The organism is Rhizobium sp. CCGE 510 (genome assembly GCF_000292525.1).
Lineage (GTDB): Bacteria > Pseudomonadota > Alphaproteobacteria > Rhizobiales > Rhizobiaceae > Rhizobium.
In genome coordinates this window covers 69009-81803 of the sequence record NZ_AEYF01000003.1, presented here as the reverse complement: position 1 = coordinate 81803, position 12795 = coordinate 69009, and the positions used below count along the sequence as shown (strand labels likewise).

General features: G+C 62.3%; 14 protein-coding genes. 13 read left to right on the top strand and 1 reads right to left on the bottom strand.

Going from position 1 to position 12795, the window contains the following annotated elements; genetic code table 11:
* Nucleotides 1-36: 36 nt before the first annotated feature.
* The 5 genes from RCCGE510_RS03100 to RCCGE510_RS03080 all read left to right on the top strand — a co-directional run bounded on the left by RCCGE510_RS03100 (nt 37) and on the right by RCCGE510_RS03080 (nt 3240).
* Nucleotides 37-783, top strand: coding sequence for a glucose 1-dehydrogenase (locus RCCGE510_RS03100; protein WP_007627062.1), 747 nt, complete (start codon nt 37-39; stop codon nt 781-783).
* 168 nt (nt 784-951) lie between these two features.
* The gene (locus RCCGE510_RS03095) at nt 952-1302 is read left to right on the top strand and encodes an AraC family ligand binding domain-containing protein (RefSeq protein ID WP_007627061.1); all 351 of its coding nucleotides are present in this window, start codon (nt 952-954) and stop codon (nt 1300-1302) included.
* A 134-nt stretch (nt 1303-1436) separates the two neighbouring features.
* A complete protein-coding gene (locus tag RCCGE510_RS35450) occupies nt 1437-1973 on the top strand; it encodes a hypothetical protein (protein ID WP_007627060.1) in 537 nt (178 codons plus the stop codon).
* A gap of 232 nt (nt 1974-2205) precedes the next feature.
* Entirely contained in the window at nt 2206-2547 is a 342-nt protein-coding gene (locus tag RCCGE510_RS03085) for a hypothetical protein (protein WP_007627059.1), read from the top strand.
* Between the two features lie 159 nt (nt 2548-2706).
* Nucleotides 2707-3240, top strand: coding sequence for a YidB family protein (locus tag RCCGE510_RS03080; RefSeq protein ID WP_007627058.1), 534 nt, complete (start codon nt 2707-2709; stop codon nt 3238-3240).
* Between the two features lie 265 nt (nt 3241-3505).
* Here RCCGE510_RS03080 and RCCGE510_RS03075 read toward each other — a convergent pair whose 3' ends face one another.
* Nucleotides 3506-4351 carry a dienelactone hydrolase family protein gene (locus RCCGE510_RS03075; RefSeq protein WP_037077588.1) on the bottom strand — a complete coding sequence of 282 codons (846 nt, stop codon included), beginning with the start codon at nt 4349-4351 and terminating at the stop codon, nt 3506-3508.
* A gap of 748 nt (nt 4352-5099) precedes the next feature.
* Between RCCGE510_RS03075 and RCCGE510_RS03070 the strand changes: the two genes are divergently transcribed.
* From RCCGE510_RS03070 to RCCGE510_RS03035, 8 genes are all read left to right on the top strand, one after another.
* Nucleotides 5100-5336, top strand: coding sequence for a hypothetical protein (locus tag RCCGE510_RS03070; protein WP_007627056.1), 237 nt, complete (start codon nt 5100-5102; stop codon nt 5334-5336).
* A 20-nt stretch (nt 5337-5356) separates the two neighbouring features.
* On the top strand, nt 5357-5827 hold the full coding sequence (locus RCCGE510_RS03065) for a hypothetical protein (protein ID WP_007627055.1): 471 nt from the start codon (nt 5357-5359) through the stop codon (nt 5825-5827).
* Nucleotides 5793-7364, top strand: coding sequence for a hypothetical protein (locus tag RCCGE510_RS03060; RefSeq protein WP_007627054.1), 1572 nt, complete (start codon nt 5793-5795; stop codon nt 7362-7364). The genes RCCGE510_RS03065 and RCCGE510_RS03060 overlap by 35 nt, the downstream gene beginning before the upstream one ends.
* A complete protein-coding gene (locus RCCGE510_RS03055) occupies nt 7364-9463 on the top strand; it encodes a hypothetical protein (protein WP_007627052.1) in 2100 nt (699 codons plus the stop codon). The genes RCCGE510_RS03060 and RCCGE510_RS03055 overlap by 1 nt, the downstream gene beginning before the upstream one ends.
* A 19-nt stretch (nt 9464-9482) precedes the next feature.
* Nucleotides 9483-9794: a hypothetical protein gene (locus RCCGE510_RS03050; protein ID WP_007627050.1), complete on the top strand. Its 312-nt coding sequence runs from the start codon at nt 9483-9485 to the stop codon at nt 9792-9794.
* Nucleotides 9795-9882: 88 nt separating this feature from the next.
* Nucleotides 9883-10950, top strand: coding sequence for a hypothetical protein (locus tag RCCGE510_RS03045; RefSeq protein WP_007627046.1), 1068 nt, complete (start codon nt 9883-9885; stop codon nt 10948-10950).
* A 32-nt stretch (nt 10951-10982) separates the two neighbouring features.
* Nucleotides 10983-11957, top strand: coding sequence for a phage major capsid protein (locus tag RCCGE510_RS03040; RefSeq protein WP_007627044.1), 975 nt, complete (start codon nt 10983-10985; stop codon nt 11955-11957).
* A 24-nt stretch (nt 11958-11981) separates the two neighbouring features.
* Nucleotides 11982-12767 carry a hypothetical protein gene (locus RCCGE510_RS03035; RefSeq protein WP_007627042.1) on the top strand — a complete coding sequence of 262 codons (786 nt, stop codon included), beginning with the start codon at nt 11982-11984 and terminating at the stop codon, nt 12765-12767.
* Nucleotides 12768-12795: the final 28 nt, after the last annotated feature.

The following is a 12795-nucleotide window of genomic DNA, read 5'->3' as shown; positions in this document are numbered from 1 at the left end:
CAGTGTCGACGGCAGTCCGGTCAGAAGGAATTGGATATGGCTAAGCTCACGGGAAAGGTCGCTGTGGTCACCGGGGCCTCCAAAGGCATCGGCGCCGCGATTGCCAAGGCCTTTGCGGCAGAAGGTGCGCAAGTGGTGGTGAACTACGCTTCGAGCAAGGCCGGAGCAGACGCCGTGGTTGAGGCGATCAGCGCCGCCGGCGGCAAGGCGATCGCGGTCCAGGGCGATGTTTCCAAGGCCGAGCAGGCGCAGGGCCTGGTCGATGCTGCGGTCAAAGAGTTCGGCAAGCTCGACGTCCTGGTCAACAACTCAGGCGTCTATGAGTTCACGCCGCTCGAAGAGGTGACCGAGGAACAGTACCGCCGCATGTTCGACGTAAATGTTCTCGGCGTTCTCTTGACCACCCAGGCGGCGGTCAAACATCTTGGCGAGGGCGGCAGCGTCATCAACATCTCATCGGTGGTCACCAGCATGGCGCCGCCGACCTCTGCGGTCTACACCGGCACCAAGGGAGCCGTGGAGGGCATCAACAGCGTGCTTGCCAAGGAGCTCGGCCCGCGCAAAATCCGTGTCAATGCCATCCTGCCGGGAATGGTCGAGACCGAGGGGACGCACACGGCCGGCGTCATCGGCTCGGATTTCGAGCAGGCCATCGTCGCCCAGACGCCGCTTTCCCGCGTCGGCCAACCGGACGATATTGCAGGGGTCGCGGTCTTCCTCGCTTCCGACGACGCCCGTTGGCTGACCGGCGAACGGCTGGCTGCCAGCGGCGGTTTTCGCTAGGAATTCAGTGATGCGCGCGCCTTCACGGGCGCGCGCGGGCTCCGTGTTGTCGCGCCGGATGGCTTCAACGCGGAGGCCTTGAGCGCGCTACGTCCTCCCAAAGAGCTGTCATCCGTCTTGGCACGGCACATTTCAGCGCTACCTCTGCACCCGGCATGGAGGTAGATGATGAAACTTCGCAGGTTCACGATCGCCGACGCTTCGCTGGAGCGTTCCCCGGGGCAAGAGGCAGACGTCTTCGTCGGCAACCTGGTCGACGAGCGGCAAGGGGGACCGGTCAGCATCGGTTACGGACGCTACGCCCCCGGCCAGAGCCTCACCGAGACGATGGAAGTCGACGACGTCATGATCATCCTCGAAGGCCATCTTTCGGTGTCGTCAGACGCCGGAACCGTCACTGCTGGGCCGGGCGAGATCGTCTACATGCCCAACGGCGAAACGGTGACCATCCGCTCGCACGAGGAGGGCGCGCTCACCGCCTTCGTCACCTATCCGCATTGGCGGCCTGCCCACGATTAGGTTGCGGATTCTGCTTGCCTCTAAGCGTGTAGGTCACCATCGGGCTGGTATCGGCCGGGTTCGGACGCGGGGCGCTGCTTGCTTTCGCCAGCATCCAAACTACGGTGCCGATAGAGTGATTTGGGGAGTGACGCGTGCGTTTCTTTGCAGCTTTGGCGGTTATCATCACATCGAGCCAAGTGGGGGCGATTGCTTGCCCCCTCGATGATACCTTGAAGCTCTGCGTGTTGAATGGTCGAAGCCTGGCTGCCCTGCACAGCGGCGTCGATCGAGGCGATTGGAAAGTCGACGCGATTAGGTCTTCCCCCAAGGCAATCTTGGAGCCTCGAACCGGCAGCGAGGTTTACACGATGACAAGCGGGCAGCAATTCGCCATGCATTACCAGGAATACCGAAACTTCTTTTCTGCCACCTGCTCGTTCGATTTTCTCTCAGCTTTGGGCAAGGGTGGGCAGGAAGGGATGCGTTGTTCGAACGCTGAGCTTGAAGCCTTCGAAGCTGGGCTTTCTGCAACTTCGTTGGGTCAGATAACGAAAGAGCGCAAGCAAAGCGGCATGGCCTATTTGGTGGAGGGGCACAACGCATGGATGACGGTGGTGGTCACAAACAGTGGCACGCCGCAGGATGTTTCGAATGCGTGGGTAGAGACTTCGGTCGTCAAAGGACCGTAGGGCGCGATCAGCGCTCAAGGTCTGCAAGGCAGGGTTAAGGGCGGGTTTTTCGCCGCCGCCGCCGTGTGCAGGGGAGGGTGCATCGTGTCAGGGCTCAAAAGCTCTCGCACATCCCCGCATTGGTAAGTCTTGCTGCACATTCCGACTAAATGCCCGGACCCTCTGCTTTCGGAACAAAATCCGCATAGCGAGGTTGGGTTTGCGATACAGCACAAACCTCTGGGAGAAACTCATGCATAAATCTCTTCAGTTCATCCTGGTCGGCCTGGCGGCCATGACCGGCTTGACGATCTCGCCGACGATTGCCGCCACGCAGGATATGGAATTGCGGGTCGGCCCCGGCGGCGTCGGTATCTACGATCGGGATCGCGACCGCGGCCGCTATGACGGATATGACCGCCGCGGTCCGCGCGGCTGCGATCCGAACGATGCGCTCGACATCGCCCGCGGCGAAGGTCTTCGCCGGGCGCAGGTCGTCCGCATGTCGCCGCGCGCAATCGTCGTCCAGGGGATGACGCGCCGTGGACCGGAACGGATGACCTTCGCAAACCGGCGCGGCTGCCCGGAAATCTGATCTGCGGCGTGAGCAGCAAGCCGGACGGCAGAGCCTTCGGATAAAGCGAGGGCCGCCGGTATTCCTATGGAACTTTTAGGCGCGCCGGACATTGCTGCCCATGCAGCAATCCACCTGGGTCAGCTGCAGTCTTTTTGGGAACCATTGGGAGGATCCATCATGATGAGCGGTCAATTGAAGGCGCTTCTCGCCGTTCTTGCCGTTGCCGGCTACCAGAACAGAGACAAGATCGGAGAACTCCTGCGCGGCATGCAGAACCCGCAGCAGGCCGGCCCCGGTGGCCAGCAGCCGGGCGGGCTCGGCGGCATCCTCGGCGGACTGGGCGGCTCGGGTGGTTTGGGCGGTCTTCTCGGCGGTCTCACCTCCGGCGGCATCGTCAGCGGCGGTCTCGGCGATCTCCTCAAGACCTTCCAGCAGAACGGCCACGGCGACAAGATCGATTCCTGGGTCCAGCCCGGTCAGAATGCCGAGATCAATGACGGCCAGCTCGCCGAAGCCCTCGGTCCAGACGTTTTGAACGAAATCGCTCAAAATACCGGCCTTTCGCACGAGGAGATCCTCGGCCGACTGAGCCGCGATCTCCCCAAGGCCGTCGACGACCTGACCCCGCAGGGTAAGCTGCCGACCGCCGAAGAGGACTTTTTGTCTTCGGCGAGCAATTCCACCACGTCGACGCGGCCGAGCAGCATTTAAATCTTGGGATAAAGGGGCGCGCGGCCGGCAGGCAGCCGGCGCGTGCTGCGAGGGCGATCGCGAGGCGTAATTGCGCTCATATTCCGCCATACGTCGTGATTTACCGCAGGCTCACCCCACCCTCCGTCCTCCTCGGGCTTGACCCGAGGATCCATCCCAGCGGCCATGGATTCCAGGCTCAAGGCCTGGAATGACTGAGATTGGGGGTGTGTTGGTGCCACACCCGCCGCTGGCGCATCACCACACCAAGTCCCGAGGTTTCCCTTTAGTTCGCGAGGGACTTTCGAAGGAACGCGTAAACGCTGCGGATGGATTTTACTGCGGCGTCGGGATCGTATTTCTCGATATGCCCCAACACCCTTCGTCCCACCGGGAACTCCGGGGCATCGAAATCGTGATAGGTACCCTTGTAGATATTCAGCTCGATCGGCGGACTATCGTCACTTAGATTGGCAAGCCTCTTCCGGCATGGTTCCGTTGGGCTCCAATTGTCTCGGTCGCCGATCAAAATCAGGATCGGCACTGTCGCATCGCCCTGACTGGCTGCGCAGACCGGATAATAGGCAACCGCCGCCCTGAATTTATGATCCATCAGCTGTTCGTTACCTTCGATTTTCGTTCCCTCCAGCACCGTGGTGCCGCCCGCCGAAAATCCCATCAGCGCGACGCGCTCGGCGTCGACAAAGCTCGATTTCGATAAGAAATCCAAAGCGCCATAGGCGTCGAAGACCCGGTCGGGGAGAGTGCTTTGGCAGGTGTCCCTGATATTGCGGGTGGTGAAGCTGTCGACGACCAGCACGACGTAACCCCAGGAGACCAGCCGTTTCGGCCAAAGGTCTTTGATGCTCAAACGCAGGCCATCGCATCCATGCATGATGACGATGGCCGGGAAGGGGCCTTGACCCTTGGGGCGGGATAAATAGCCCAGCAATGGTGTGCCTTGCGGTTGCGAAAGAATTTCTCCTTGTTCGCCAGCCTTGCGTATCCGGAAGGGGCTCAGCTTGACGGGAACACTTTCAAACCGCACCAATTCGTCGGCATCGGCCCGGTTTTCGGGGAGCGTGATGTCAAGACAAGCGATAAGGCAAAGTAAAAGTCTCGCGGTTTTCACTGACGCCTCCACCGTTTGACCGACAGGCTGGCAATTGTACGCCGGAGCTGGAGCTTGGCAAAGCGGGTGAGGTTCTGCCGGTAGCTAACCCCTTGCTCCGTCTTCCTCGGGCTTGACCCGAGGATCCACTCTGGTCTCCATCAGGAGCGGGCATGGATCCTCGGCACAAGTGCCTGGGATGACGGAGATTGGCGAGTACGTTTTGCCAAACTTGCCGTGACAGCGGATGGTATTCGTGATTGCACAGGCTTGATTTGAAGTTGGCGTGAGACCCACAATCAGCCCTTGATCACCCCCTGACGCATCAGTTAAGACTACCGTAAATCCAAGCTGCGAAATTTGAATCAGGTCGGCGCAGGCGCCTCATCCGCCTGCCGGCACCTTCTTCCCGTGAACGGGGCGAAGGCGGCAAGTCGCAGCCTCTCAATTCGCCTCAACCTCTCGCAGGGCACGTCCCCTCTCCCCGTTTCGCCCCGTTTACGGGGAGAGGGTTAGGGCGAGGGGCAGAATCTAGACTGACTGACACCCACAATCAGCCCTTGATCACCCCCCGGCCGATCATTTAAGACTACCGTAAATCCAAGTTGCGAAATTTGAATCCCTAGGGATTGTCGACGATCAAGTCGGTGTCGCGCTTCCTCGGATCATCGTTGATCCCGCCAGCCTCTTCCCCTGACCTCTCATCTCCGATCACATCGGGATCGAGCCGCGTCGGCATGGACATCCACCCCTGACAAGGAGAACCACCATGGACCCTTCGATTGCTCCGGCCTCGCGGGCAGCAGCGGTAACTCCGAATGACAGTGCGATTGTCGGCGCGCGGGCGCTTTATATCGGCACGGCCGGCGATGTGGCGATTGCGCCGCGGCGGGATATGGATCCGGTGATCTTCAAGAGCGTGCCGGCCGGGACGATCCTGCCGGTGCATGCGGCGATCGTGGCGCTGACCGGGACGACGGCGTCGAACATCATTGCATTGTTCTGAGCCTCTCAGAAGCAGATCCCATGGTCAGACCGACGAAGTTCACCCAGGCGCTGGCCGAGAAGATCTGCGAGCGCATCGCCGACCGGGAAAGCCTGCGGTCGATCTGCCGGGATGAGGACATGCCGGCCAAATCGACGGTGCTCTCCTGGCTCGCCGATGACGGCAAGGCGGCGTTTCGGGCGCGCTATGCGCTGGCGCGCGAGATACTCGCCGACGGCTTCGTCGACGAGCTGGTCGAGATCGCCGACGACCGCAGCAACGACTGGATCGAAAAGAAGAACGCTAGCGGCGAGACCACCGGCTGGCAGGAGAATGGCGAGGCGATCCGCCGATCGCAGCTGCGCATCGCCACCCGCCAATGGGTCGCCGAGAAGCTGAAGCCGAAGAAATACGGTTCGAAGATCGAGCCCGAACAGGGCGTGACCGGCGAAGTCTCGCAATTGCTGGAAGATATCAATGGCAAAACCCGCGGACTTCCAAACGGCGGTTGACCAGTTTTCCGACTGGCGCTGGCGTCTGAACAATCTCTACTGGATCACCGACAAGTCGGGCCGGCGCGTCAGGTTCGAGATGAACTGGACGCAGATGACGTTTTTCGAAGAGATGCATTATCTCAACGTGCTGCTGAAGGCCCGCCAGCTCGGTCTGACCACCTTCATCCAGATCTTCATGCTCGACGCCTGCGTCTTCAACCGGGATATCAGGGCCGGCACCATCGCCCATACGCTCGGCGACGTACAGACGATCTTCAGGGACAAGGTCAAATACCCTTACGACAATCTTCCGGATGGTATCCGCAACGCCGTGCCCGTCGTCAGGGGCAACCAGGCCGAACTGCTGCTTGCCAACAATTCGAGCATCCGCGTCGGCACGTCGCTGCGCTCGGGCACGCTGCAATATCTGCATATTTCCGAATATGGAAAGCTGTGCGCCAAATATCCCGACAAGGCGCGGGAAGTGCGCACCGGCGCGCTGAATACGGTGCAGGCCGGCCAGCTGGTGTTCATCGAAAGCACGGCGGAAGGCCAGGAAGGGCATTTCTATACGCTCTGCGAGGATGCCAAGGTCAAGCAGCGGCAAGCGCTAGAGCTGACCGAACTGGACTTCAAGTTCCATTTCTTCCCGTGGTGGAAGGAGCCGCAATATGCGATCACGCCTCAAGGCGTCATTGTCAGCGATGCTTTCGCCAAATATTTTCGTAATCTGGCGGACCAGGGCATCACCCTGACCGAGGGGCAGAAGGCCTGGTACGTCAAGAAGGCCGAAACCCAGCTCGGCGACATGAAGCGCGAATATCCCTCGACATCGGCCGAGGCCTTCGAGGCGAGTGTCGAAGGCGCCTATTATGCCGAGCAGATGGCGGTCGCCGACGCCGAGGAGCGCATCGGGGTTTTCCAGCATGTCGAAGGCTATCCGGTCCACACCATTTCCGACATCGGCATGGACGATGCCAACAGCGTGTGGCTGTTTCAGGTGCTGCCCGGCCGGGTCCGGATGATCGGTTATTTCGAGCATACCGGCAGCGGCATGGACGGCATGCTCGACGAGCTGGAGCGGCGCGCAAACGAGCACGGCTATATCTACGGTGTCCACAACATGCCGCATGACATCAAGGTGCGCGAGTGGACACGCGGCGGCATGACCCGCATCGAAGTCATGCTGAAAGAGGTGAGGGCGCGCGGTCTCGGCACGGTGCGCAAGGTCGAGCGCGCCTATGTGCATGACCGCATCAACGCCACCCGGCGCATGCTGGCCAGGATCGAGTTCGATCAGGCCGGCTGCATCGAGGGCATCAAGTGCCTGCGCAATTACCGCAAGGACTGGGACGAGGATCTAAGCGTCTTCCGCGACGAGCCGCTGCACAATTGGGCATCGCACGGCGCCGATGCTTTCGGCGGCCTGGCGATCATCTTCACCGGACTGGCGCCCGAACCGCTGAAGCCGGAGCGTAAGTCGCTGCCGACATTCCAGACGATGACTTTCAACGAATTTGCCGATTCCACCCCCACCCAAAGCGAGCGTGTTTGATGGAAGACGAGATAACGGCTTCAGAGAGCGGCCAGCGCTGGGATCCGGCCAAGGTCGGCGCCCATTGGCAGCAAGAGCTCGAGCGCGCCCAGCGCTATTTCAAATCCTGGCACGACCGCTGCGTCAAGATCGAGAAGATCTATCTCGACCAGCAGTCCGACCAGACGAGCGCCGCCAAGCGCCGGTTTCCGATGCTCTGGGCCAATACCTCGGTGCTGCAGCCGGCCGTCTATGCCCGGGTGCCGCAGCCGGTCGTCGAGCGCCGCTTCAAGGACGCGCAGCCGGTGGCGCGCATCGCCTCGGAGCTGGTCGAGCGCAATCTTGCCTATACCGGCGATGAGGCCGATATCGACTCGATCATGCGGGCGGTGCGCGACGATTTCCTGCTCTGCGCCCGCGGCACGGTGTGGCTGCGCTACGAAGCGGATTTCGAGCCGCTCGATATGGGTGTCCAGCCCTCGGACCCGGCGGCGGACGGTTTCCCCGGCGAGATGGGCGGTGCTCAGCCGGAAGCGATCAGCGACGAGCGTGTGTGCATCGATTACGTCCACTGGTCGGATTTCCTGCACTCGCCGGCGCGGCGCTGGAAGGACGTGACCTGGGTGGCCAGGCGCGTTCCGATGACCGACGAGGAGATGGAAAAGCGCTTCGGCGCTGAGGCCATGGCATCGCGGGCAGCGGAAGGCACGGCCGGCAATAGGGGCGCCAGCCAGGCGGAGCGCCTGGAGAATGAGGGCAAGACCCATGTCTGGGAGATCTGGTGCAAGAGCGAAAACTATACCGTCTGGATCGCCGACGGCGCGCCGGTGGCATTGGAAGTTTCGGAACCGCCGCTGGACCTGACCCATTTCTGGCCTTGCCCGCGCCCGGCCTATGGCACGATGTCGACGAGCTCGCTGATCCCGGTTCCCGACTATGTCTATTACCAGCAGCAATGCGACGAGATCGATCTTCTCACAAAGCGCATCAACAAGCTGACCGATCAGCTGCGCCTGAAGGTGTTTTATCCCTCCGGCGACGGCGCGATCTCGCCGGCGATCGAGAAGGCGATGCGGCCTGAGAACGACATGGTCATGGTGCCGATCCCGGAATGGGCGGCCTTTACCGACAAGGGCGGCTCGAAAGCCATCGTGACGCTGCCGATCGACGAGGTGCAGAAGGTTCTGATTGCCTGCATGACGGCCCGCAAGCAGCTGATCGAGGATGTCTACCAGATCACCGGCATCTCCGACATCGTGCGCGGCGACACCCAGGCGTCGGAGACGGCGACGGCGCAGCGCATCAAGAGCCAGTGGGGCTCGATCCGCATCCGCGATCGCCAGGCCGAACTGGCCCGCTTTGCCCGCGACATCATCCGCCTTGCCGGCGAAATCATCTGCGACCAGTTCCAGCCGGAAACGCTGATGCTGGTGAGCGGCATTCGGCTGCCGACGATGGCTCAGAAACAGCAGGTCGAAATGCAGATGCAACAGATGCAGATGGCGGCACAGCAGGCGGCCATGCGGGCTGAGCAGACCGGCCAGCCAGCCCAGTCGTCCCCAGGAATGGCGCCACCCGAAATGCCGCCGCAGCTGCAGCAGATGATGCAACAGCCGACGATCGACGAGGTGATGCAGCTCTTGCGCAATGACAGCATTCGCGGCTTCCAGATCGAGATCGAGACGGATTCGACCATCGAGCCCGACGAGGACGCCGAAAAGCAGCGCCGGATGGAATTCGTCCAGATGGTCGGCGGCTTCATGCAGCAGGCCGGCGCCATGGCGCAGCAGTCGCCGATGCTGGTGCCGGTGATGGTCGAGACGCTGCTCTTTGCCGCCCGCGGCTTCCGGGCCGGCCGCCAGCTCGAAAGCACGCTGGAGCAGGTGGGAGCCCAGCTTTCCCAGGCAGCAAGCGCACCGAAACCGGAGCCGCAGCCTTCGCCCGGCGAGATGCTGAAGTTGAAGACCGCAGAGGTGAAGGCCGGTGCGGAACAGCGCAGAGCCGAGCTCAGTGTCGCCGAGGCCGAGATCGAACATCGCGCCACGGTGGAGCACGCTCGTAATGAGATGGCGGCGCAAGCGATCGATCGGATGCGCGCCGCCCAATCCCCCTATCAATAGGTTTGCCGGGAGCAACAGCATGAGAGAACGCTATTGCCGCGTCTGCGGCGGCTGGCACCAGCTCGACCAATGGCCGCACGATTGCCTGCCGGCGCAAAACCCCGCGCAGTCGCATCTGCCCGCGCCGCATTTCGTCAGCGACAGCATCGACATCCGCTCGATGCATGACGGTCAGCATTACACCTCGAAAGCCAGGCTGCGTTCCGAGTACCGCGCGGCCGGGGTGATCGAGATCGGCAACGAAAAACCGCAGCCGATCGACAAGCCGAAGACGGATCGAATGGCGATCCGCAACGAATTGCGGCGCGTTTACGCCGAGTACAACGCCTAATGCAGGTCGCCCGGAAGTGTGCAGCTGGGGATAACGACATGCATAAAAGCTCTCACGGGCATCAATCCCCGACATAGGAAATTTCCCAATGGATATGGAAGACCTGAACGAGGCCGGCAACGGCAGCGAAGATTTTGGTGCGTTCGATGATAAGCCCGTCAGCATCCGCGACAGTTTGAAAGCGGCGATCGACACGGTCGAAGGCCAGGGGCCGGGCGAGATCTCGGCCCAGCCGCGCGACGGCGAAAACGGCCGCTTCATGGCCAAGGGGCAGGAGCAGGCCGCCGCCGCTCAGCGGGCAGGGCAGGCGCCCGCGGCAAATGCGACGTCCGCACAGCAGCAGACGTTGCAGATGCAGAGCCGCGAACAGCCGGCAGCCATCGGCAGCCGGGTTCCGCCCGGCTGGTCGGCGGAAGCCAAGGCGCAATTCGGCAGCCTTCCCGGGGAAGTGCAGGCGGCAATCGCCAAGCGCGAACAGGAGGTCGATAACGGCTTCCGCGTCCTGCAGGATTACAAGGGGCTGGAGGAATTCACCCCGATCGTCCGCCAGGCCGGCATGACCCATGCCGATGTCATGCGTCGGGCGATCGACTGGGAGAAGGCGCTGATCCACGATCCCGTCAACACCGTCGTTCACGTCGCCAGAATGGCCGGGGTCAACCTTCACGCCCTGGTCAATGGTCAGACGGGAGAGATCCTGCAGCGCCAGCAGCAGGCCCTATCACAACAGGCAGGGCCGCAGCCTCGATCCATCAATGTCGAGGCCACGGTCGAACATGTTTTGCGGAAAAGAGACACCGAAACTCAAGTCGATGCCTTCCTTTCCGACCCGGCAAACGCGCACGCCGACGACGTGCTTGACGACATGATCGCCCTCGTCAACGCAGGGCGGGCAACGTCACTCCAGGACGCCTACGACGCCGCATGCTGGATGCGCCCGGACATTCGCCAGCAGTTGATCAGCCAGACTGCGCAGGCGCCCGTCCCACAATTCCAAGCCCAGAGGGCAGCAGCGGCAGATCAAGCCCGCCGCGCCTCGCGATCCATCTCTGGCTCCTCCGCACCGGGCCCGACCCGCGATGCGGCAAGAGGCCAGCCCACCTCCATCCGAGACTCGCTGCGCGACGCCATGCGTTTTTCGCGCGGCCAAGTCTGATCAAAGGCCAAGTCTGAGCAAAGGAATGATCGATGCCCATTTCGCCCAACCTCTCTGAAATCGTCACCACCACGCTGCGCAACCGCAGCGGCACGGTCGCCGACGACGTGACGAAGAACAACGGCCTTCTCAACCGTTTGAACAGCCGCGGCCGCAAGAAGCCGATCTCCGGCGGCCGCACTATCGTCCAGGAGTTGCAGTACCAGGAAAACAGCACCTTCAAGCGCTATTCCGGCTACGATATCCTCAACGTCCAGCCCTCCGACGTCATCACCGCGGCCGAATACGATCTGAAGCAGGCCGCGGTCGCCGTCTCCATGTCCGGCCTCGAACAGCTGCAGAACTCCGGCGAGGATGCGATCCTCGACCTGCTCGAGCAGCGCATCGAGAATGCCGAAACCACATTGAAAAACAACATCGCGCTTGACTGCTATTCCGACGGCACGGCCGATGGCGGGCGGCAGATCGGCGGCCTGCAGCTGCTGATCTCGACCTCGCCGACCTCCGGCACCGTCGGCGGCATTTCGCGCGCCACCTGGGGTTTCTGGCGCAACCAGAAATTCTCGGCCTCGGCCGATGGTGGTGCCGCCGCCACCAATGCCAACATCCAGAGCTATATGAACCGGCTCTATATGTCCTGCGTGCGCGGCTCCGACGCGCCCGATCTCGTCGTCGCCGACAACAACTTCTTCCGCCTCTACTGGGAATCGCTGCAGGCAATCCAGCGCATCACCTCGGCGGACAAGGGCATGGCCGGCTTCCAGTCGCTGCAATACATGGGCGCCGACGTGATCTTCGACGGCGGCTTCGGCGGCGGCGCGCCGCTCAACCAGATGTTCTTCCTGAACACCAAATACCTGTTCTACCGCCCGCACCGCGACCGTGACATGGCGCCGATCGGCGATGAACGCATGAACACCAACCAGGATGCCTTCGTCCAGCTGATGGGCTTTGCCGGCAACCTCACCATGAACAACGCCTTCCTGCAGGGCGTGTTGTTCGCCTGATCGTCCACGAAAGGAACACAGCAAATGTCGGTCGCAACAATCCAGTCCGATCGTCTTGGCGCGAACCCGTTCGTCGTCGAAGGCCCGATCGTTTCCGGCTCCGGTATTCCCGGGCCGAACTTCTCCCTCGGCGCGATCGCCGGCGGGGACCGTGAATCCGAATGGGTCTATTGCCAGCTGGTGCTGGCCTCGCAGACGACCCTTCAGCCCGGCCAGTGGTTCCAGTGGACCCGGGATTATGTCGCTTCGCTGCTGACCACGGCGGCCGCCGTCGTCGGCCAGCGCTGCGGCGTCTTTTCGGGTGCTGCCCAGCCGCCGACGCTGACCGGCGGTCCGGTTGGCGCCGTGACTCTTGCAGCCGGCACCTATTACCTCTGGCTGCAGCGCAACGGCCAGGCGCCGTCGCAGGTGGCGACCGCAACGGCGGCCCTCGTCGTTGCCGAAACCACCACCACCGCAGGCCAGGCCAGCGCCCCGGCCTCGGCCACGGCCACCACCAAGGCGATCGCCAACGTCAACTTCGCCGCCGCCAACCAGACGTTTACGGCAGTCACCGTCAACGGCTCCAACCTGCTTTCGGGTATTGCCGGTCTGAATGCCGGTTCCGGCCCGTTCATCGGCGCCGCCGTCGCCGGCACGGGTATTCCGGGCGGCACGACGATTGCGGGCATCACCTACAGCCCGAACGGCGTCGTCCAGAGCATCACGCTTTCGGCCAATGCGACGGCCAACGGCACCGGCATCACCGTCACCGCGACCGGCGTGCTCGAGGCGACGCTGATGCGGCCGTTTCTGTCGAAGGTGAATTAAAGCAAGCCAACGGGCGTTTCGGCGCCCG